Annotated in this window: 15 protein-coding genes; 3 read left to right on the top strand and 12 right to left on the bottom strand. The window is 59.6% G+C overall.

Annotated elements, in window-relative coordinates; translation table 11 throughout:
- Nucleotides 1-22: 22 nt before the first annotated feature.
- From CRO18_RS04215 to CRO18_RS04190, 6 genes are all read right to left on the bottom strand, one after another.
- Nucleotides 23-1,399, bottom strand: coding sequence for a ribulose-bisphosphate carboxylase (locus CRO18_RS04215; RefSeq protein WP_076483499.1), 1,377 nt, complete (start codon nucleotides 1,397-1,399; stop codon nucleotides 23-25).
- A gap of 17 nt (nucleotides 1,400-1,416) precedes the next feature.
- Nucleotides 1,417-2,481, bottom strand: a complete 1,065-nt coding sequence (fba, locus tag CRO18_RS04210) for a class II fructose-bisphosphate aldolase (RefSeq protein WP_097081189.1) — start codon at nucleotides 2,479-2,481, stop codon at nucleotides 1,417-1,419.
- Nucleotides 2,482-2,560: 79 nt separating this feature from the next.
- Entirely contained in the window at nucleotides 2,561-3,562 is a 1,002-nt protein-coding gene (gap, locus tag CRO18_RS04205) for a type I glyceraldehyde-3-phosphate dehydrogenase (RefSeq protein ID WP_097081188.1), read from the bottom strand.
- A 9-nt stretch (nucleotides 3,563-3,571) separates the two neighbouring features.
- On the bottom strand, nucleotides 3,572-5,545 hold the full coding sequence (tkt, locus tag CRO18_RS04200) for a transketolase (RefSeq protein ID WP_097081187.1): 1,974 nt from the start codon (nucleotides 5,543-5,545) through the stop codon (nucleotides 3,572-3,574).
- An 82-nt stretch (nucleotides 5,546-5,627) separates the two neighbouring features.
- Nucleotides 5,628-6,506, bottom strand: a complete 879-nt coding sequence (locus CRO18_RS04195) for a phosphoribulokinase (protein WP_097081186.1) — start codon at nucleotides 6,504-6,506, stop codon at nucleotides 5,628-5,630.
- A gap of 5 nt (nucleotides 6,507-6,511) precedes the next feature.
- Entirely contained in the window at nucleotides 6,512-7,507 is a 996-nt protein-coding gene (locus CRO18_RS04190; protein WP_097081185.1) for a class 1 fructose-bisphosphatase, read from the bottom strand.
- A gap of 93 nt (nucleotides 7,508-7,600) precedes the next feature.
- On the opposite strand from CRO18_RS04190, the gene cbbR reads away from it, so the two are divergent.
- Genes cbbR through CRO18_RS04175 form a run of 3 tightly spaced genes read left to right on the top strand, consistent with a single transcriptional unit; the run spans nucleotide 7,601 to nucleotide 9,955 of the window.
- The gene (cbbR, locus tag CRO18_RS04185) at nucleotides 7,601-8,533 is read left to right on the top strand and encodes a LysR family regulator CbbR (RefSeq protein WP_097081184.1); all 933 of its coding nucleotides are present in this window, start codon (nucleotides 7,601-7,603) and stop codon (nucleotides 8,531-8,533) included.
- A 45-nt stretch (nucleotides 8,534-8,578) separates the two neighbouring features.
- A complete protein-coding gene (locus CRO18_RS04180; RefSeq protein ID WP_097081183.1) occupies nucleotides 8,579-8,983 on the top strand; it encodes a carboxymuconolactone decarboxylase family protein in 405 nt (134 codons plus the stop codon).
- On the top strand, nucleotides 8,984-9,955 hold the full coding sequence (locus tag CRO18_RS04175) for a quinone oxidoreductase (RefSeq protein ID WP_097081182.1): 972 nt from the start codon (nucleotides 8,984-8,986) through the stop codon (nucleotides 9,953-9,955).
- A 299-nt stretch (nucleotides 9,956-10,254) separates the two neighbouring features.
- Here the strand turns inward: CRO18_RS04175 and CRO18_RS04170 are convergent, their stop codons facing one another.
- Genes CRO18_RS04170 through CRO18_RS04145 form a run of 6 tightly spaced genes read right to left on the bottom strand, consistent with a single transcriptional unit; the run spans nucleotide 10,255 to nucleotide 21,220 of the window.
- Nucleotides 10,255-11,880: an alpha-D-glucose phosphate-specific phosphoglucomutase gene (locus tag CRO18_RS04170; RefSeq protein WP_097081181.1), complete on the bottom strand. Its 1,626-nt coding sequence runs from the start codon at nucleotides 11,878-11,880 to the stop codon at nucleotides 10,255-10,257.
- A 10-nt stretch (nucleotides 11,881-11,890) separates the two neighbouring features.
- Nucleotides 11,891-13,900 (bottom strand): glycogen debranching protein GlgX, encoded by a 2,010-nt coding sequence (gene glgX, locus CRO18_RS04165; protein WP_097081180.1) that lies wholly within the window; start codon nucleotides 13,898-13,900, stop codon nucleotides 11,891-11,893.
- Nucleotides 13,897-15,330: a glycogen synthase GlgA gene (gene glgA / locus CRO18_RS04160; RefSeq protein WP_097081179.1), complete on the bottom strand. Its 1,434-nt coding sequence runs from the start codon at nucleotides 15,328-15,330 to the stop codon at nucleotides 13,897-13,899. Before glgA ends, glgX begins: the two co-directional genes overlap by 4 nt.
- A 22-nt stretch (nucleotides 15,331-15,352) precedes the next feature.
- Complete coding sequence (gene glgC / locus CRO18_RS04155; protein WP_097081178.1) at nucleotides 15,353-16,624, bottom strand: glucose-1-phosphate adenylyltransferase; 1,272 nt, start codon at nucleotides 16,622-16,624, stop codon at nucleotides 15,353-15,355.
- 10 nt (nucleotides 16,625-16,634) lie between these two features.
- Complete coding sequence (gene glgB / locus CRO18_RS04150) at nucleotides 16,635-18,809, bottom strand: 1,4-alpha-glucan branching protein GlgB (protein WP_394341440.1); 2,175 nt, start codon at nucleotides 18,807-18,809, stop codon at nucleotides 16,635-16,637.
- 14 nt (nucleotides 18,810-18,823) lie between these two features.
- Nucleotides 18,824-21,220, bottom strand: a complete 2,397-nt coding sequence (locus CRO18_RS04145; RefSeq protein ID WP_394341439.1) for a glycogen/starch/alpha-glucan phosphorylase — start codon at nucleotides 21,218-21,220, stop codon at nucleotides 18,824-18,826.
- Nucleotides 21,221-21,276: the final 56 nt, after the last annotated feature.

Raw genomic sequence — 21,276 nt, 5'->3', positions numbered from 1 at the left:
CCCCGCCCGGATGGTGCGCTGCTTATGCCACGCCCAGCGCGTCGCGCCAGCCCGGATAAAGCTTGTCAGAGTCATGCGCAAAGCTTTCAAAGGCGCGCGCCAGTTCCTTATGCTCTTTGGCATAGGTGACCAGATCGACCCCAGCTTTCCACGCATCATGCGCTTGGCGCAGCGAGATCGCGCCCGCGGTGCCGCCATCAAGGTGACCAAAGGCGCCGCCGCCCGAGGTTTGGATCACGTTCGAGTGGCCAAGGTTGTCAAAGAAGCCCGGCAGACGCAGCGCGTTCATGCCGCCCGAGATGATCGGGGTGGTCGCTTTCATCCCCAGCCAGTCTTGGTGGTAATAGGGGCCCATCGCGGCCTCATCGGTCAGCATGAAGGCCATGATCTTGTCGGCCGCTTCGCCTTCCATTTTGCCGTAGCCCATTGTCCCGGTATGGATGCCCGAGGCGCCTTGCAGACGCGACATTTTCGAAAGCACGAAGGCGGTGTAACCGCGCATCGACTGCGGCGAGGTCACCGCGCCGTGGCCCGCACGGTGATAGTGCAGGAACTGACGCGGGAAGGAGCGGCGCGCGGTGGTGATCGCGGCCGGGCCAGTCACGTAACCATCCACCAAGAAGGCAACGTGGTCGGCGTTTTCTCCAAAGGTTTCAAGGATATATTCGCCGCGTGCCACCATTTCATAATGGTCATCAGCGGTGATATTGGCCGAGAAAAGCTTGGCTTCGCCGGTTTCATCTTGCGCGCGTTTCATCGCATCCGCCACCAGACGGATGGTTTCTTTCAACGGCGCAAAGGTTTGGTTGCCTTGCGGTTCGTCGTTTTTGATGAAATCGCCGCCCAGCCAGAACTCATAGCAAGCGTCGGCAAAGGGCTGCGGGCGCAGGCCGAGTTTCGGCTTGATGATCGTGCCGACGACCATGCCGCCGTCATTCACATCGCGGCCCAGAACGCGCCACATATCGGCAATGTTCATCGAGGGGCCATCGAACAGGCGCAGATAGGCGGGCGGCACGTAGAAGTCGTGCATCTTGGCGTATTCCACATCGCCCATGCCTTGGTTGTTGCCGATCGTCAGCGTCAGGAACGAGCACAGCATCGCGCGCCCGTCGATGATGTTGCGGTCAAAAAGCTCGACCGGATAAGCGATTTTCATCAGCTCTTTATCGGGGTCGATCTCATAGACGAGCGCATCAACGCCACGGGTGAAATCGTCGGTGGTGGACACTTCGACGTTGGTGCCGGTGGAGCTTTCGGCGGCGAAGTGGGCGGCCGTTTCCAGGTAGCCGTAGCCCGCCTTGGGCTTCATGATATAGGCGCACAGAACGTGGCGCCCGCCAGCAATCAGATCGGCTTCGTTCAGGTCAAGCCGGGCATAACGGTTGGACTGATCCATGATGAGGGTCCTTTCGATCAGTTGGTTTTGGGCGCAAGCGAACCGTCAGCATAACGCTTCGCCATGTCATCCATCGGGATGACTTTGATTTTCGAGGCATGGCCCGCCGTACCAAAGGCTTCAAAGCGGTCACGGCAGAGATCGCGCATCGCATCCATCGCGGGTTTGAGGAATTTGCGCGGGTCAAACTCGGCTTTGTTTTGTTCGGCAATGCGGCGGAACTGGCCGGTCATCGCCATCCGGCAATCGGTGTCGATGTTGACTTTGCGCACGCCCATTTTGATGCCGCGCACAATCTCTTCGACCGGCACACCAAAAGTTTGCGGCATCGCACCACCGAATTCATTGATGATGTCTTGCAACTCTTGCGGCACCGAGGAGGAGCCGTGCATCACAAGGTGGGTGTCGGGCAGTTTTTTGTGGATCGCTTCAATCACCGACATGGCCAGAATTTCGCCATCGGGTTTACGGCTGAACTTGTAAGCACCATGCGAGGTGCCGCAGGCAATGGCCAGCGCATCCACTTGAGTTTTCTTCACAAAATCAACCGCCTGGTCGGGGTCGGTCAGAAGTTGGCTGTGGTCGAGCTTGCCCACGGCGCCGTGGCCATCTTCGGCTTCGCCTTCACCGGTTTCCAAACTGCCCAAAACGCCCAATTCACCTTCGACCGAAGCACCGACCCAATGCGCCATGCTGGCCACACGTTCGGTGATGTCGACGTTATATTCGTAGCTGGCCGGGGTTTTGGCGTCGCCTTCAAGCGAGCCGTCCATCATCACCGAGGTGAAGCCGTGGCGGATCGCGGTCATGCAGGTGGCTTCGTTATTGCCGTGGTCTTGGTGCATACACAGCGGAATATCGGGGTAGATCGCGGCGAGCGCCTCGATCATTTTCGCCAGCATGATATCGTTGGCGTAGTTGCGCGCCCCGCGCGAGGCTTGGATGATCACGGGCGCATCGACGGCTTTGGCCGCCTCCATGATCGCAAGGCCTTGTTCCATGTTGTTGATGTTGAACGCCGGCACGCCGTAGGAATTTTCTGCAGCGTGGTCAAGCAGTTGGCGAAGAGTGATCAGTGCCATGTGGTGTTCCTTTTATGCGTGGCCCGTCCGGGCCGACATGTCTTGGTGTCCGGGGGCCGGCCAGGGCCCCCGGCGTTCATCAGATCAGCTTACCCATCGCGACGGCGGTGTCCGCCATACGGTTGGAGAAGCCCCATTCGTTGTCATACCAGCTCAGAATGCGGACCATTTTGCCGTCCATGACCTTGGTCTGGTCCATGTGGAAGACCGAGGAATGCGGGTCGTGGTTGAAGTCCGACGACACATTCGGCAGGTCGGTGTAGCCCAGCACGCCTTTGAGCGGGCCATCGGCCGCAGCGCGCACGGCGGCGTTGACTTCCTCAACCGTGGTGGCGCGTTTCGCTTCAAACACCAGATCCACAACCGAGACGTTGGGCGTGGGCACGCGGATCGCAACGCCATCGAGTTTGCCTTTGAGTTCGGGCAACACCAGACCCACGGCTTTGGCAGCCCCGGTCGAGGTCGGGATCATGCTCAGCGCGGCGGCGCGGGCGCGGTAGAGGTCTTTGTGCATCGTGTCGAGCGTCGGTTGGTCGCCCGTGTAGCTGTGGATCGTCGTCATGAAGCCCTTTTCGATGCCGATGGCGTCGTTGAGCGCTTTGGCGACCGGGGAAAGGCAGTTCGTGGTGCACGACGCGTTCGAGACAACCATGTCTTCGGCGGTGAGCGTGCTGTCGTTCACGCCAAAGACAATGGTTTTATCCGCGCCGTCGCAAGGTGCCGAGACCAGCACCCGTTTCGAGCCGTTTTGCAGATGCGCGGAGGCTTTTTCTTTGGTGGTGAAAATGCCGGTGCATTCCATCGCAATATCGACATCGCCCCAGGGCAGTTCGGCGGGGTTGCGAATGGCGGTGACTTTGATTTTGCCACGGCCCACATCAATCCAGTCTTCGCCCGTCGTCACGGTCGCGGGGAAGCGGCCATGCACGCTATCGAAGCGCAGAAGATGCGCGTTGGTTTCTACCGGGCCGAGGTCGTTGATCGCGACCACTTCAATATCGGTGCGGCCCGATTCAATGATCCCGCGCAGCACGTTGCGGCCAATGCGGCCAAACCCGTTGATAGCAACTTTAACAGTCATTCTCTTCCCTCAGATCATATTCTTGGCTTCAGCAACAATGGCTTCGGCGGTGATGTTGAAGTGTTCATAAAGCGCGGGCGCGGGCGCAGAGGCGCCAAAACCCGTCATGCCGACAAAGGCATCTTGGGGGCCAAGGAACAGATCCCAGCCCATGCGCAGCGCGGCTTCACAGCCCACACGCGGCGCGGTGCCCAGCACTTTGGTCACATACTCGCGCGACTGTTGGGCAAAGAGCTCAAAGCAGGGGGCAGAGACCACAGCCGCGCGAATGCCCTCGGCCTCCAATTGATCCGCTGCGGCAAGCGCTATTTCGACCTCAGAGCCCGTAGCGATCAGCGTGACCTGACGATTTTCCGGGTCGCGCAGCAGGTAGGCGCCGCGCGCGGTCAGGTTTTCGGCGGTGTGCTCGGTGCGCACCGTGGGCAGGTTTTGCCGTGAAAGCACCAACAGGTTGGGCGTGCCTTTCGCGGTCATGGCGATCTCCCAAGCCTCGGCGGTTTCCACGGCATCTGCCGGGCGGAGCACATTGAGGTTCGGGATCGCGCGGAGCGAGGCGAGATGTTCCACCGGCTGGTGGGTCGGCCCGTCTTCGCCCAGACCAATCGAGTCATGGGTCATGACGTAAGTCACCGGCACGCCCATCAACGCCGAAAGCCGGATCGAGGGGCGGCAGTAATCGGCGAAGGCCATGAAGGTGCCGCCATAGGGGCGCAGCCCCCCGTGCAGCGCGATGCCGTTCATCGCCGCCGCCATGCCATGTTCACGGATGCCGTAGTGGATATAGTCGCCGCCAAACGCGCCCGGCTTGACCGAGGTCATGCCCTTGGAGCGGGTCAAGTTCGAGCCGGTCAAGTCCGCGGAGCCGCCAACCGAGAAGGGCAGGGTGGTGTTGACCACCTCAAGCGCCATTTCGGAGGCTTTGCGGGTCGCGACCTTGGGTTTGTCGGCGCTCAGCTTCGCCTTATAGGCGGCAATCGCGGCGGGCAGGGCACTGGTGTCGCCTGCTTCCGCTTTAGAAAAGTCGGCGCGGGCCGCGTGGCCGGCAAGCCGCGCCTCCCAATCTGCCCGCGCCGAAGCCCCCCGTTTCGCAACCCGGCCCCAGGCTGCATAGACGTCGGAAGGGATCTCGAAAGGTTCGTAGGACCAGTTCAGCACTTTGCGCGCAGCGGCGATTTCCTCGGCGCCGAGCGGCGCGCCGTGCACATCATGCCCGCCTTGTTTGTTGGGCGCGCCAAAGCCGATGATCGTGCGGCAGGCGATCAAAGAGGGGCGCGGGTCGTTGCGCGCTTCTTCGATGGCGGCGGCAATGTCATTGGGCGCATGGCCATCACAGGCCACCACATGCCAGCCAGAGGCGGCAAACCGCGCCATCTGATCGGTCGAGGTGGAAATGTCGGTATCGCCATCAATGGTGATCTTGTTGTCGTCCCACATGACGATCAAACGGCCAAGGCCAAGGTGCCCCGCCATATCAATCGCCTCGTGGCTGATGCCTTCCATCAGGCACCCATCACCCGCAATCACATAGGTAAAATGATCAACCAGATCATCGCCATAGCGCGCATTCTTCATGCGCTCAGCAAGCGCCATACCAACCGAGGTGGCAATCCCTTGGCCGAGCGGCCCGGTCGTCACCTCGATGCCATCGGCATGGCCATATTCGGGGTGGCCTGCGGTGCGCGCGCCAAGCTGGCGGAAATTCTTGAGCTGCTCGATATCCATATCGTCATAGCCGAGCAGATGGTGGATCCCGTAAAGCAGCATCGAGCCGTGACCGGCAGACAGCACGAACCGATCCCGGTCGGGCCATTTCGGCGCTTTGGGGTCAATGGTCATGAAGCGGTTGAACAAAACGGCGGCCACATCGGCCATGCCCATCGGCATGCCCGGATGCCCCGATTTGGCTTTTTCGACCGCATCCATCGCCAGCGCACGCAGCGCATTTGCCATTTTGACTTCCTGCGAAAGCTCAAAATCTTTCATGGCACTCCTCCCTGATATGCCATTCGTCACGGGCGGGCCCAAAGGCCCTGCCCAAAAAACTTTGTTGGTTCCGTGTCTTGCCTTAGGCGCGGGCGCGCCGCCCCTCGGCCACCAAGCGCTCGATGAGCGGGGTCAAGATCAGCTGCATCGCCAGATCTTGCTTGTTGCCCGGAATGACGATCGAGTTCGCCCGGCTCATCCACGAGCCATTGATCATCGAGGTCAGATAGGGGAAGTCGATCCCGCGCGGGTTGCGGAAGCGGATCACGATCAGGCTTTCATCCGGCGTGGGGATCCAGCGGGTGATGAACGGGTTCGAGGTATCGACCACCGGCACACGTTGGAAGTTGATGTCGGTTTGCGAGAATTGCGGCACGATGCAATGCACATAGTCATGCATCCGGCGCAAAATCACGTCGGTCACCGCCTCGGTGGTGTAGCCACGGCTGGCGCGGTCGCGGTGGATTTTTTGGATCCATTCGAGGTTGATCACCGGCACCACGCCAATTTTCAAATCGGCATGTTTGGCGATATCGACCGTGTCATTGGTCACGCAGCCGTGCAGACCTTCGTAGAAAAGCAGATCGGAATGCTCTTCAAAAGGCGCCCATTCGGTAAAAAGGCCGGGTTCGACGCCGTATTTCGCGGCTTCATTGGTGTCGTGCACATAGTGACGCGAACGGCCCGCACCGGTTTCGCCATATTCGCGGAACACACGCTCCAGATCTTCGAGCGCGTTCGCCTCATAGGAAAAGTGCGAGAAGGTGGCATCGCCTTCGGCATAGCGGCGCTCAAGTTCCGCTTTCATATCGGCGCGGTTGAAGCGGTGGAACGAGTCGCCTTCGATGGAAACCGCTTTCACACCTTCGCGGCGGAAGATTTGATCAAAGGTGGCTTTCACGGTCGAGGTGCCTGCGCCCGACGAGCCGACAACGGAAATGATAGGATATTTTTTCGACATGGAACTTAGCTCCGGAAAAGACCACGGGTGTTGAAGAGCGCAGAGGTCTCTTCCCCGGGCAGGTCGTGATAGGCGGCAACGCGGGCGACTTTGGCGCCACAGCCGAAGACGAAAGGCGTGCGCGCATGCAGCCGGTCGGGCAGGGCGGTCAGCACCTCTTCACAGCCATCGGTGGCCCCGCCACCTGCTTGGGCGATCAAAAACGCAATCGGCGCGCATTCATACACATGGCGCAGACGACCACGTTCATAGCCCTTGCGGTCATCGCCCGGATAAAGGAACACGCCGCCGCGCATCAAAATGCGATGGGTTTCCGCGACAAGCGACGCGATCCAGCGCATGTTGAAGTTTTTGCCGCGCGGGCCTTCGGCCCCGGCCACGAGGTCGTCAATGAAAGCGCGGATCGGCGCGGGCCAGTGGCGGTAGTTCGAAGCGTTGATCGCATATTCGGTGGTGTCTTGCGGTAGCGGCTTGATATCGGCCACGCGACGGAAGCTGTTGGTGTCGAGGTCCAGCACCCAGTGCTTCACGCCATCGCCAAAGGTGCACACCAGCGCGCATTGCGGCCCATAGATGATGTAACCGCCCGCCAGCTGTTCATGGCCTTGGCGCAAGAACGTCGCGTCGCCATCTTCTTTCGCCGGGAAGATCGAGAAGATCGTGCCAATCGACACGTTCACGTCAATGTTGGACGAGCCATCGAGCGGGTCAATGGCCAGACCCAAGCTGCCTTCGCCAAGGCTCACGACCTCATCTTGTTCTTCAGAGGCATACCACGCAACGGCGGTATCGCTCAGCGCTTCTCGGAACAAATCATCGGCAATCACGTCGAGCGCTTTTTGCCCGTCGCCGCCAGCGTTGGTGCCCACACCTGCGGCGAGATCGGTTTCGACGCCATTGCGGGAAATGATGCGGGCGACCTGAGCCCCCACCGTGGCGAGGCGTGTCATCACCTCTGCCATTTCCGGGGTTAACCCGAGGTCTTCTAATTCGATCGCCATGGCCCCTCCTGCCAGTTGGATGCCGGGACGTTGCGCCGGAAGCGGCTTTATGCAAATTTGAAATTCAGCAAGCGGCTTTCAGGAAATTTTAAAATGATCCGTCTCGACAGCATAACGCTTAAGCAATTGCGCGCCCTACAAGCCGTAGAAAAAGGCGGTTCGTTAACCGCTGCGGGCCATGCTTTGGGGCTTACAACGCCTGCAATTCACACGCAAATCAAAGGCTTGGAGGATGCCGTTCAAGTCAAGCTTTTGCAGCGCGCGGCCGATGGCGGCGGATCAGAGTTAACAGAGGCCGGATTGACGCTTTTGGAGACCGCGCGCCGGATTGAAGACGCTTTGTCACAGGGGGGCGCCAATCTGGCAGCGCTATCACGGGGCAAAGCGGGGCGTGTGACGCTTGGTGTTGTCTCTACCGCCAAATATTTTGCGCCGCGACTCGTGAAGGCGCTCAGCCTGTCGAACCCAGATATTGAGGTCGCTTTGCGGGTCGGCAACCGTGCCACGACGATTGAAGGGTTGGAGCGCGGTGCCTTTGACATCGCCATTATGGGGCGCCCGCCGCGCCGCCCGCCGGTGACGGCGGAGCCGCTGGGGGTGCACCCGCATGGGTTGGTGGCGCCGCCGGATCATCCGCTGGCGGGGCAGGGGCTTTGGCTCGATGCGCTTTTTGAAGAGGTGTTCTTGGCGCGCGAAAAGGGCTCTGGCACGCGGATTTTGATGAACCGTTGGCTGGATCGCGTGGGCGAGGGGCGGGCCTATGAAACGCTGGAGATGGACAGCAATGAAACCATCAAACAGGCGGTGATGGCGGGGCTTGGGATTGCATTTTTATCGCTTCATACGGTGACGGAAGAATTGGCCTCGGGGCGGCTGGTGGAATTGCCCGCGCCCGCGCTGCCGATTGTGCGCCACTGGTTCATGGTGCGGCGCGAAGATGAGGTGCCGCGCCCGGTGGCGGTTCAGCTTTGGAATGCGATTGGCGCGTTAAAAGGCAATTATCTGCCTATCGTTCCGGGGAATTGACGGGCTGGTAAGCAGGCGGCATGCTGGGCAGTGAAGGGGAAGATCATGGCCACAGTTACTGCTCCGCAAGATCCGGAAGCCAATCCGCGTGTCAAAGCCGTTTTTGACGACATTCGCGCCACCCGCGGCACAGATTTCATCAACAACATTTGGCGCTATCTGGCCTTTGATCCGGGGTTGCTAGAGGCGACTTGGGCCGATGTGAAAGCGGTGATGGCCACACCTTCGGCGCTCGATCCGAAGGTGAAAGAGCTAATCTATGCAGCAGTTTCGGTCGCCAATGCGTGTGACTACTGCACCCATTCGCATCTGGCCGCGGCGCGAGCCAAAGGCGCGAACGAGGCGGAAATTGCGGATTTCTTTCGCGTTGTCGCCTCGGCGGGCAAGACCAATCACCTGTTGAACGCGCTGCGCGTTCCCGTTGACGACGCCTTTCGCAAGGAGGTTTGAATGAGCTATGCGATGGTCGTTTCTGCACCCGGTGGTGTAGAGAATTTTCGCCGCGTGACGCGCGAGATCCCTCAACCTGGGCCGGGTGAGGTTACATTAAGACAGACAGCTATTGGCTTGAACTATATAGATGTTTATTTCCGATCTGGGCTTTACCCTTGGCCCGTGCCAGCCGATTTGATCACCGGTTCAGAAGGCGCTGGCGTGGTGGAATTGGTCGGTGATGGCGTTGATCTCAAGCCCGGCATGCGCGTTGCTTATACGCTGCCGAACGGCGCTTATGCCAGCCATCGGGTGATTGCCGCCGATCAATTGGTGCCCATTCCCGATGACATCAGCGATGAGGTCGCGGCGGCTGTGATGCTCAAGGGGCTGACGGTTCACTACCTGATCCAGCACTCGTTTCCGGCGCTTGAGGGCGACACAGTTCTTTTCCATGCCGCCGCGGGTGGCGTTGGGCTATTGGCGGGCCAATGGCTGAAAGCGCGCGGTGTGCGGGTGATTGGCACCGCCGGTGGACCAGAGAAATGCGCGCTCGCGAAGGCGCATGGCTATGCCCACGTAATCGACTACCGAAAACAAGATTTTGTGGCCGAGGTGATGCGCATCACCGAGGGAAAGGGTGTGCAGGCGGTTTATGACTCGGTTGGCGATGTCACGCTGATGAAATCGCTCGATGTGTTGGAGCGGTTTGGCACGCTGGTGAGCTTTGGTCAAAGTTCTGGGCCCGCGCTTGATTTCCGCGTGAATGATTTGGCGCGTGGTTCGCTGCGCCTGACGCGGCCGACCTTGTTCCATCACACCGCGCGGCCCGGTTGGCTGAAATCGGCGAGCGCTGATCTTTTTGCCATGCTGCGCTCGGGTGCGGTGAAGGTAGAGATTGGGCAACGCTTTGCCTTGGCTGATGTTGCAAAAGCGCATGTTGCGCTCGAGGCACGTCAAACCACGGGCAGCACGGTGCTAAACCCATAATCTGCTTACAATCCCGTAACGGCAAAGACCTCTGGCATAATAAATAATTTACATAATACTGATTATGGGGCTTTTGTGTTGGCGAAAACTGAGGGAAATAAAGCCTGTAGGTCTTGCGCCTCTTGGTTATTGGCCTGCGATAATGTCACCGATCGCCTGCGAGCGCGCTCTTTTTCCTGTCACGGGCAACGAAGTCTTGACCGTTCGCATTTGGAGGAATGTTGCAAATGGTCAAGCCGAGGCATTGTCAGCTATGGCGACGGTGTTCCCGCCGCCTTTATCGCTCCGGTCAAAGTCAATCAGGTGATGACATCGGGACCTTTGCGGCCTGTGCGGGCCCGAATACCGACAATCTCTTCGGTCGCGGCGATGATTGGCGCCAAGGCCTCTTGCGGATCGGCGGTCAAACCCTCGGGGCCCGGTTCATAGCGCTCAAGATAGACGCGCAGCGTTGCCCCCTCGGTCCCCGTGCCTGAAAGGCGCAGCACAACGCGCGATCCGCCCTCGAACAAAATCCGGAATCCTTGGCCCTCGGATACCGATCCATCGACCGGGTCAGTGTAGCTGAATTCGTCTGCACTTTCGACTGTAAGACCTTGGGACTGTGTTCCTTTCAGGCTTTCAAGCCGGTCACGCAAATCCCCCAGCATGGCATTGGCCACATCGGTTGGGAGAACCTCATAATCATGACGCGAATAGTAATTGCGCCCGTATTCTTCCCAATGGTCGGCCATGATTTCGGCGACTCCCATGCCCCGCGCCGCGATGATATTGAGCCACATCAGCACCGCCCAAAGGCCATCTTTCTCGCGCACATGGTCTGAGCCCGTGCCAAAGCTCTCTTCACCGCAAAGGCTCACACGGCCCGCATCCATCAGGTTGCCGAAGAACTTCCAGCCCGTCGGGGTTTCATAGCAATCGACGCCTAGCGCGACCGCCACCCGGTCCACCGCCGCAGAGGTCGGCATAGACCGCGCCACCCCCTTCAGCCCCGTGGCATAGCCAGGCACCAGATGTGCATTCGCCGCGATCACGGCGAGGCTATCGGAGGGTGAGACATAGACCCCCCGACCGACGATCATATTACGGTCCCCGTCCCCATCCGAGGCCGCGCCGAAATCAGGTGCCTCGGGCCCCATCATCTCGGCCATCAACTCATGCGCCCAAGTCGGGTTCGGGTCGGGGTGCATACCGCCAAAATCGGGCAGCGGTTGTTCGTGCACCACCGTGTCCTTGGGCGCGCCAAGCCGGTTTTCAAAAATCTCGACCGCATAGGGCCCGGTGATGGCACACATACTGTCCATCCGCATCGTGAAGCCTTCATGAAAAAGACCGCGCAATGCTTTGAAATCGAATATTTCTTCCATCATGTCAGCATAAGCCGCGACCGGGTCTACAACCTCTACGACCATTTGGGCGAGATGGCTTTCTCCGACCATGTCGAGGTTCACATCCGGGGCCGTGATTTTCTTATAAGATGTGATTTCTTGCGTGCGCGCAAAGATCGCGGCGGTCACCGCCTCCGGTGCCGGGCCACCATTCGCCATGTTATACTTGACCCCGAAGTCCTCGTTCGGGCCGCCGGGGTTGTGGCTGGCCGACAAAATCAGCCCACCGTCGGCGCCGCGCTGGCGGATCAAGTTAGAGGCCGCAGGCGTCGAGAGCCAAGCGCCCTGCCCCACAATTACCCGCGCGGCGCCATTGGCCGCTGCCATCTTTAGGATGCATTGCGCCGCTTCCGCCCCGAAATAGCGCCCGTCGCCGCCCAAAACGAGGGTTTTCCCTACGACGCCGTCGATCGCGTCAAAGGTGCTTTGCACAAAGTTCTCCAAATAGCCCGGCTGCATAAAGATCGGGGTCTTTTTGCGCAGGCCAGAGGTGCCGGGTTTTTGGCCCTCGAAGGGCTGCGTTGCATGGGCGGTCATAGGCGGACTCCTATCGGGCTGTCGATCGGATAAACAGTTGAACAGATTGTGCGAAAACACAAGTGACGGGGTCTGAATGCGGGCTTTCTGGGGCCTTGGGTTGGGCCGTGTCGAGCATTTTGCGCCAGCGCCCCTCGGGCAAGGTCACGTCGATCTGCGGCCCCGCATTGAAGATGATGAAAAAGGCCTCATGCGCGACCTGCCCCGCCGGCCCCTCTGCCGCGCCGCGGACCTCGGCACAGAGGCAATGCGCCTTGGCATCATGCCAATCTTGCGGCGTCGGCTCGCCGCCAGAGGGCATGCGCCAGATCAGATCGCGGATGCCATCTTGCTCGCGCACTTTCGCATGTAAAAAACGGGATTGGCGCAGCACCGGATGGTCGTGCCGTAGCTTCGCAAGCCGCGCGACAAAGTCGACAAGATCGGTATCTGTGCTGCTCCAGTCGATCCAGCCAATCGGGTTGTCTTGCGCATAAGCGTTGTTATTGCCTAGTTGCGAATTGCCAATTTCATCGCCTCCCAAGAGCATCGGCACCCCTTGCGAGAGCATTAAAGTGGCGAGCAGTGCGCGCTTGCGGTTGCCGCGTTCTTCTGCGCTGGCTAAGGCTTGGGAATAGTTCGCATTATGCCCGTCACGGTTGTTTTCGCCATTTGCCTCGTTTCTCTTTTCATTAAAGGAAACAAGGTCTTGTAGCGTGAAGCCGTCATGGGCGGTAAGGAAATTAAGCGAGCTGGTGGCAGCCCTTCCACGGTGATCGAAGATCTCTGCCGAGCCTGCAACGCGGCGCGCAAGTTCGGGGATTTGGCCCGCATCGACGCGCCAGAATTGGCGCAGGCCATCGCGATAACGGTCGTTCCATTCGATGAACGGATAGGGGAAATCACCAAGCCTATAACCACCGGGGCCAATGTCCCAAGGTTCGGCAATCAGCTTCACCGCGCCGAGCACCGGATCTTGGCGAATGGCGCTTAGAAGCGGGGCCCAAGACTTGAACCGGCCAGAGGCGCCCCGCCCCAAAGTGGCGGCCAAATCAAAGCGGAACCCGTCCACCCCCATCTCCTCCACCCAGTGGCGCAGGGAGTCCGTGACCATGCGCAACACCATCGGATGGGCAAGGTTCAGCGTGTTGCCGGTGCCAGTGTCGTTGACATAGGTGCGCCCACCCTCGGCCAAACGGTAATAGGCGCCGTTATCAAGGCCTCGCAGGCTCAGCGTTGGCCCCGCACCATCCCCCTCACCCGAATGGTTGAAAACGACATCCAAGATCACCTCGATCCCGGCGGCATGGAGTGCGCGGACCATGCTGCGGAACCCCTCGCGCGTGCCGTAACGCGGCTCGGGCGCGAAGAAGGAAATCGGCTGGTAGCCCCAGTAATTGCGCAGCCCCTTCTCGACCAAAAAACGGTCATCAATGAAAGGCATCACCGGCAAAAACTCGACCGCCGTCACGCCGAGTTTTTTCAGATGCGCAATGATCGGCGGGCAGGCAAAGCCTTCATAGGTGCCCCGCAGATGCTCGGGCACTTCGGGGTGTTGCATCGTCATGCCGCGCAGGTGGCACTCGTAGATAAATGTATGAGACCATGACCTTGCGGGGCGTTCCCAATGTGGCTTGAAGATCTCGCAGACCACGCTTTTGGGCGTAACGGTTCCAGAATCGCGCCGATCGGGGCGGGTCGTCCCCACCCCGCCTTGCATCAAAGGATGCCAAATTATCGGAGCGTTGAGCGCCCTGGCATAGGGGTCGATCAAGAGCTTTGATGGGTTGAACCGATGGCCAATTTCGGGGGCCCATGGGCCATGGACGCGGTAGCCGTATTCCGTGCCCGGCCCCACGCCGCGCACGAAGCCATGCCAAATATCTCCGGCGCGCTCGGGCAAGGTCAGACGGCGTTCCTTGCCGTCTTCAAACAGGCACAGTTCCACCTTTTCGGCATGGGTGGAAAACACGGCAAAATTCGTGCCGCCCCCCGAAGGAACGGCCCCCAGAACCTCGGCCCTGCCCGGATGGATCGTCATTGCGCCAAGAGCCGCTCGTAAAGCGCGGCATAGCGCGCGGCCGAGGCGCCCCAGCCAAGATCGGTTTTCATGCCGCGTTTGACCATTGCGGCCCAGCCTTTGCGGTCTGCGTAAAGCGCGCAAAGTTGGCGCGTGGCTTGGCGCAGCGCCAAATCATCGACCGGATGGAACACCACGCCCGTCGCGGCCTTTGCGGCAAGGCTGGCCGGGGTCGCGCCCACAACCGTATCGGCCAAACCGCCCACCGCCGCCACCAGCGGCACGCAGCCATAGCGCAGCCCGTAAAGCTGCGTCAGCCCGCAAGGTTCAAACCGCGAGGGCACCAGCACCGCATCGCCCCCGGCAAACATCCGATGGCTGAGGTTTTCATTATAGCCGATATGCACGCCCACCCGGCCCGGATAGCGCAGCGCCAAATCGCGCACCATATTTTCGGCCCAATGATCGCCCGAGCCCAAAAGCGCCAAGCCCCCGCCCGCAGCCACCAACTCCTCCACCGCGGCGGGCAAAAGGTCGATGCCTTTTTGCGCGGTCAGCCGCGAAACAAGAATGGCGAGCGGCCCGGAAAGTTTCTTTTCCAGTTGAAACTCGGCCAGCAAGGCTTTGCGCGCATGGGATTTTCCGGCAAGCTTGTTGGCGGAAAACGGTTTGCAATCGGGGTCGTTTTCCGGGTCCCATACGGTTTCGTCGATACCGTTGAGTATTCCCATAACCACGCCAGACCGGGCCGCGATCACGCCTTCCAAGCCCTGCCCATATTCGCCGCGCATCAGTTCTTCGGCGTAGCGCGGGCTCACTGTGGTGATCGCATCGGCCGTGGTGAGGCCCGCTTTGAGGGTAGAAATATCGCCCCAAAACTCAAAGCCATCGCGGTGATACGCTTCGGGAGGAAGCCGCAACGCACCCATTTTCGTGGCGCCAACGCGACCTTGAAACGCCATATTGTGGATTGTAATCACAGTGGGCACGCTTGCCCCGGCGTAGCGCAAATACGCGGGCGCCAAGGCCCCTTGCCAATCATGCGCATGCAGAACATCGGGGCGCCAATCGCCCGCGCCTTCACGGGCCACCATGGCCGCCGCCCAGCACAGCGCGGCAAACCGCTCGGCATTATCCCAATAATCGCCATGTGGGCCCGAATAGGGGCCGCCGTCGCGGTCATAAAGGTGAGGCGCCTCCAGCGCCATCACCTCCATCTCGCCAAACTTGCCCAAATGCAACCTTCCGGGCCCGCCAAACAGATAGTCATCGGCCCAGACGATCTTGGTTTTCCCAAGCTTTTCAAGCAATCCGCGATAGGCGGGCAGCATGACGCGCATCTGCCAGCCCTGCCCCGCCAATGCCTCGGGCAATGCGCCGACCACATCGGCAAGCCCACCGGTTTTGATCAAGGGCACCGCCTCGGATGCCACCGACAGAACGCGTTTCATGACGCCCCCTTTTCGAGCCGTTTTAGCCCAGTATCGCCGCGCGCCGATCCAGCATCGGCTGGGTAATCAACACGATACCACCCTCAGTGCGGCGGAACCACTTCGCATCTTCTTCCGGGTCTTCGCCAACAACGAGCCCCTCGGGAATGATCACGCCGCGGTCGATCACACAGCGCGTAAGCTGCGCTTTGCGGCCGATTTCGACGTAAGGCAGCGAGACCACATGATCGAGCATCGAATAGGAATGCGAGCGCCCGCCGGTGAACATCAGCGAATTGCGCACTTCCGAGCCCGAAACGATGCAATCGCCCGAAATCAGCGAACTGACCGCCGAACCGCGGCGATTGTCTTCATCATGGATGAATTTCGCGGGCGGCACGATCTCGGCATAGGTCCAGATCGGCCAAGCATTGTCATAAAGGTCAAGCTTGGGGGTGAAATCGGTCAGGTCGATATTGGCCTGCCAAAACGCATCAATCGTCCCGACGTCGCGCCAATAGGGTTCCGTTTCCAGCCCCGAGGTGACGCAGCTTTCCGAAAACCGATGCGCCATCGCCTTGCCGTTCTTCACAATCGACGGGATCAGGTCATGGCCGAAATCATGGCTCGAATGCGGGTCTTCGGCATCCTTGATGAGCAACTCGCGCAAGAGCTTCCAATCAAAGACATAAATCCCCATCGACACGAGCGTATGCTCGGGATCTTCGGGCAGGCCCGGCGGGTCGGCGGGTTTTTCAATGAAGCCATTGATGCGCCCTGTCTTGTCCACCGCCATACAGCCAAAGGCCGTGGCTTCCTCACGCGGGACAGTCAGGCAGCCAATCGTGACATCGGCTTTGCTTTCCACATGCTGGCGCAGCATCACCTCGTAATCCATCTTGTAGATGTGATCGCCAGCCAAAATGATGACGTATTTCACGTCATAATCTTCAATAATATCAATATTTTGCGCGACAGCGTCTGCGGTGCCCAAATACCATTTGCTCTCATCAATCCGTTGCGAGGCGGGCAAAATATCCAAATATTCGTTGCGCTCTGCGCGGAAGAAGTTCCAGCCGCGCTGCATGTGCCGAATAAGGCTATGCGCTTTATATTGCGTGGCAATTGCCATTTTCCGAATGCCGGAATTCAGCGCGTTCGACAAAGCAAAGTCGATAATCCGCGTCTTACCGCCGAAATAGACCGCGGGCTTCGCGCGCCGATCGGTCAGTTCTTTCAGGCGGCTCCCACGGCCCCCCGCCAGAACGAACGCCATCGCTTGCGACGAGAGCCTTTGGTTCGGTTGCGGTTTCATAGTCACTCCCCTATTGCTTTGCCTCCAGCGGCATGAACATCACCACCGCAAGGGGTGGCAGGTATACCTCGGCGCTGACCCGACGTCGTGCCGTGGCAATTTCTTCGGCTTCAATGGCGCCCAGGTTGCCCCAGTTCGCCCCACCATAATAGCCGCTGTCAGAATTGAAGATTTCGCACCACGTCCCGTCTTGCGGCAGGCCAATCCGATAGGTGCGATCAATGGGTGTCAGGTTGGCCGCCACGACGACGGGCGCGGCCCCCGGTGCGCGGCGTTCAAACACAAAGACCGAGGCTTCGGCATCATCGGCTTCGATCCAGTCAAACCCTTGCGGGTCGCAATCGCCCCAATGCAGCGCGGGCGTTTCGCGGTAAAGCTTGTTCAGATCGCGGATCATCGCCTGCATCCCCGCATGCAGCGGGTCCTCAAGCAATTGCCATTCCAGCGCGCCCGCATGCGCCCATTCTTTGCCTTGGGCAAATTCTTGGCCCATGAACAAAAGCTTCTTGCCCGGATGCGCCCATTGGAACGCATAGAAGGCGCGCAGGTTGGCGAACTTCTGCAACCCGTCACCGGGCATCTTGCCCAGCATCGAGCCCTTGCCATGCACCACCTCATCATGGCTGATCGGCAAAATAAAGTTTTCGCTGTAAGTATATGAAGAGGCGAAAGTAAGTTCGTTATGATGCCAGCGGCGATGGATCGGGTCGCGTTGGAAATAGCGCAGGCTGTCGTTCATCCAGCCCATGTTCCATTTGAACCCAAAGCCCAAGCCATCCATATGCACGGGCCGCGTCACACCGGGGAAAGCGGTGCTTTCTTCGGCCACCGTCATAATGCCCGGCGCGCCGCCATAAGCCTCGGCATTGACCGATTTCAGGAAGTCGATCGCCTCAAGGTTTTCGCGCCCGCCATATTGGTTGGGCACCCATTCCCCCTCTTTGCGCGAGTAGTCGCGGTAGAGCATCGAGGCCACCGCATCCACCCGCAGCCCATCAAGGTGGTATTCCTCCAGCCAGAACAGCGCATTGGCGAGCAGGTAGTTTTTCACCTCGCGCCGCCCGTAGTTGTAAATCAGCGTGTTCCAGTCTTGGTGGAAGCCCTCTTTCGGGTCCGCATGTTCGTAAAGTGCTGTTCCGTCGAAATGGCGCAGCCCGTGGTCATCGGTCGGGAAATGCCCCGGCACCCAGTCCAAAATCACGCCAATACCGCGTTGATGCGCGGCATCGACAAAGGCAGCGAACTCTTCGGGCCGTCCGTGGCGGATCGTGGGCGCGTAAAGCCCCACCGGTTGATAGCCCCAAGAGCCGTCAAACGGGTGTTCGGTGATCGGCAGAAGTTCGATATGTGTAAATCCCATATCGACGACATAGTCGATCAGCTGGCCCGCAAGCTCATAGTAGCTGAGCGGTCGCCCGCCCTCGTCCCAGACGCGCCGCCACGAGCCCAAATGCACCTCATAGATGCTGACCGGCGCGTGGATGTTGTTCGCTTCATGCCGGGTTTCGCACCAACGGCCATCGCCCCAAAGATGCAGCCCCAATTCGCGCACCTGCGAGGCGGTTTGCGGCGGGTGCTCCGCGCCAAAACCCACCGGGTCGGCCTTGAGCGGCTGGATCACGCCATCGGCACCCAAAATCTCGTATTTGTAGACCTCGCCCGCCATCAGCCCGGGAATGAAAATCTCCCACACCCCGGTCGCACCGCGCTTGCGCATTTGATGGCGCCGCCCGTCCCAAGTGTTGAAATTCCCCACCACGGAAACGCGCTTTGCTGCGGGTGCCCAAACGGCAAAATGCACGCCACGCAGCCCCTCATGGGTGATCACATGCGCGCCGAGCACTTTCCACAAATGCCGATGCGTGCCCTCGCCAATCAGGTATTCGTCGATCTCGCCCAGCACCGGGCCAAAGCTGTAGGCATCATCAAAATCCCACGTCGCTTGGGCATTGCGCGCGCGCAGACGATACTTTCCCTTGTTCCATTTTCCCACAAAAAGTCCGTGGGTTACGTGGTCAAGCTGAACCTCTGTTTTGCCATCCGGCGTAATTGCAGACAGCGTATCCGCGCCGGGGACAAGCGCTGCGATCCGCCCGCCCTCGCCCGTATCATGCCACCCCAGCACGGCAAACGGATCCTCATGCCGGCCCTCAGCCAGCGCCATCGCCACGTCCAACTCGATCATCGGCATGCGTCCCCTCACAGCGCGGAATCGGTTCCCCAGATATCCGCCATGTAACCACGGATCGCGCGGTCCGACGAGAAGAAGCCCATCCGTGCAGTGTTCAGCACGGCCATGCGCCACCAGCGTTCCGGGTCGGCAAAGGCTTGATCCACCTCGGTCTGCGCATCACGGTAGGCTTCAAAATCGGACGCCACAAGGAAGTAATCGCTGTGCCACATATTGTGGACCAGCCCGTGGTAGCGGGTCGGCTCCTCAGGGCTAAAGCGCCCTTCGGCGATCATTTGCAGCACGTCTTGCAAAGGCTGGCTTTGCAAGATCGCATGACGGGCATGTTCGGGGTCTTTGCGCCGTTCCATCACCTGCTCGGCGGTCAGACCAAACAGGAAGAAGTTATCCGCGCCGACCTCTTCGCGAATTTCGACATTCGCGCCATCCAGCGTGCCAATCGTCAGCGCGCCGTTGAGTGCAAATTTCATATTCCCGGTGCCAGAGGCTTCCTTGCCCGCGGTCGAGATTTGCTCGCTCAGATCCGCCGCCGGAATAAGCCGCTCAGCCATCGAGACATTGTAGTTCGCAGGATAGATGATCTTCAGCCGGTCGCCGACATAGGGGTCATTGTTCACCACCTTGGCGACATCATTGATCAGGCGAATGATCTCTTTCGCGGTCTGGTAGCCGGGCGCCGCCTTGCCGCCAAAAATCTTCACCCGCGGCACGACATCGGCGGTCGGGTTCGAACGGATCGCATGCCATTCGGCGATGGTTTGCAAGATATTCAACAGTTGGCGCTTGTATTCATGGATGCGCTTCACCTGCACATCAAACAGCGCATCGGGGTTCACCTGCACGCCTTGCGTTTCAAAAATCCACTCCGCCAGCGCGACTTTATTCACCCGTTTGGCGCGCGCGAATTCATTGCGGAAGGCTTTGTCTTCGCAGAATTTTTCAAGCTTTTTGAGCCGGTCCAGATCGGCTTCCCAACCATCGCCAATGGTTTGCGTGATCAGCTTGGAAAGCGCCGGGTTTGCCATCCGCATCCAACGCCGCGGGGTCACCCCATTGGTCTGGTTGATGATCCGGTCGGGGTGCAATTTGTGCAATTCCGGGAACAGGTTCTTTTTGATCAGTTCCGTGTGCAGCGCAGACACACCATTGACCTTATGTGCGGTAATGAAAGCCAATTCGCCCATCCGCACCTCATGATGTTTCACAATTCCAACATAGTGCGGGCGCGAGGGATTGTTGCGCAGATGCCAAGCGTCAATGGCTTCGATGATCTGCATATGCCGCGGCAGCACAGAGCCCATGAGGTAAGTGGCCCAGCGTTCCAGCGCCTCTGGCAAAAGTGTGTGGTTGGTATAGCCAAGGCATTGAATCGCAATATCAATCGCCTCTTCAAATTCGATCCCATGCACATCGCTCAACAGCCGGATCAGCTCCGGCCCGGCAATCGCGGGGTGGGTGTCGTTCATCTGAATCGCCACATGGTCGGGCAGATCGGTGAGCGCAAAGCCCGCCCCCAGATGGCGGCGCAGAATGTCTTGCAGCGCCGCAGAGGTCAGGAAGTATTCCTGCTTGAGCCGCAATTCCTTGCCTTGGAAGGTGGTATCATCGGGGTAAAGCACGCGGCTGAGCGTGCGCGCCAAAGCCTCGGGCTCGGCGGCTGCCGCGTAATCCCCGTGGTTGAAGCGGGCAAGGTCAAACATCGTCGTCGGTTTGGCCGACCATAGCCGCAACGTATTGCCCCAACGGCCATGCCAGCCGATCACCGGCATATCAAACGCCTCGGCAAGCACTGTTTCTGCGGGGGCCCAGACGGCCTTGCCATCGGTGATTTCAACCGTGCCTTTGAAGCCGATTTCATAGCTCACCTCGGGGCGTTCAAACTCCCACGGATGGCGCTGTTTGAGCCAATCCTCCGGCGCCTCAACCTGACGCCCCCCCTCAAACCGTTGTTTAAAAAGGCCATGTTCGTAGCGAATGCCATAGCCATAGCCCGCACAACCAAGCGTCGCCATGCTTTCCATGTAGCAGGCGGCCAACCGCCCAAGCCCGCCATTGCCAAGCGCCGCGTCGGGTTCATCTTCGACGACATCGTGCCAGTCTTGGCCAAGCCCTTCGATCGCCTCGCGCGCCACGGCCCGCATGCCAAGGTTGATCGCGGCATCTTCCAAGATCCGCCCAATCAGGAATTCCATCGACAGATAGTAGACCCGCTTGCGCCCCTGTTCATAGGTTTGCCGCGTCGCGTCGAACCACGGCTCCACAATATGGTCTCGCAGCGCGAGGCTGAGCGCCATGCGCCAATCGTAAAGTGAGGCATGACCGGGATCCTTGCCCATCGAATAGGTCAGATGTCGCAGAATTTCTGCCCGGAAGGCCTCTACACTGGGGGCGTTCACATCTTTCACGTTTCTTATTCCTCGGCCAATCCCTTTCCCCTTTGATGGGGCGCGCACCCGCTGCC

Source organism: Rhodobacter sp. JA431 (genome assembly GCF_900217725.1).
Classification (GTDB): domain Bacteria; phylum Pseudomonadota; class Alphaproteobacteria; order Rhodobacterales; family Rhodobacteraceae; genus Rhodobacter; species Rhodobacter aestuarii.
Note: the sequence above shows the minus strand (reverse complement) of the source record. Positions and strands in the feature narration are given on the sequence as shown.

What these genes read in the sequence shown, in the direction of transcription:
- CRO18_RS04215 (WP_076483499.1), bottom strand. Translation starts at nt 1,399, where the DNA reads ATGGATCAGTCCAACCGTTATGCCCGGCTTGACCTGAACGAAGCCGAT.
- fba (WP_097081189.1), bottom strand. Translation starts at nt 2,481, where the DNA reads ATGGCACTGATCACTCTTCGCCAACTGCTTGACCACGCTGCAGAAAAT.
- gap (WP_097081188.1), bottom strand. Translation starts at nt 3,562, where the DNA reads ATGACTGTTAAAGTTGCTATCAACGGGTTTGGCCGCATTGGCCGCAAC.
- tkt (WP_097081187.1), bottom strand. Translation starts at nt 5,545, where the DNA reads ATGAAAGATTTTGAGCTTTCGCAGGAAGTCAAAATGGCAAATGCGCTG.
- CRO18_RS04195 (WP_097081186.1), bottom strand. Translation starts at nt 6,506, where the DNA reads ATGTCGAAAAAATATCCTATCATTTCCGTTGTCGGCTCGTCGGGCGCA.
- CRO18_RS04190 (WP_097081185.1), bottom strand. Translation starts at nt 7,507, where the DNA reads ATGGCGATCGAATTAGAAGACCTCGGGTTAACCCCGGAAATGGCAGAG.
- cbbR (WP_097081184.1), top strand. Translation starts at nt 7,601, where the DNA reads ATGATCCGTCTCGACAGCATAACGCTTAAGCAATTGCGCGCCCTACAA.
- CRO18_RS04180 (WP_097081183.1), top strand. Translation starts at nt 8,579, where the DNA reads ATGGCCACAGTTACTGCTCCGCAAGATCCGGAAGCCAATCCGCGTGTC.
- CRO18_RS04175 (WP_097081182.1), top strand. Translation starts at nt 8,984, where the DNA reads ATGAGCTATGCGATGGTCGTTTCTGCACCCGGTGGTGTAGAGAATTTT.
- CRO18_RS04170 (WP_097081181.1), bottom strand. Translation starts at nt 11,880, where the DNA reads ATGACCGCCCATGCAACGCAGCCCTTCGAGGGCCAAAAACCCGGCACC.
- glgX (WP_097081180.1), bottom strand. Translation starts at nt 13,900, where the DNA reads ATGACGATCCATCCGGGCAGGGCCGAGGTTCTGGGGGCCGTTCCTTCG.
- glgA (WP_097081179.1), bottom strand. Translation starts at nt 15,330, where the DNA reads ATGAAACGCGTTCTGTCGGTGGCATCCGAGGCGGTGCCCTTGATCAAA.
- glgC (WP_097081178.1), bottom strand. Translation starts at nt 16,624, where the DNA reads ATGAAACCGCAACCGAACCAAAGGCTCTCGTCGCAAGCGATGGCGTTC.
- glgB (WP_394341440.1), bottom strand. Translation starts at nt 18,809, where the DNA reads ATGATCGAGTTGGACGTGGCGATGGCGCTGGCTGAGGGCCGGCATGAG.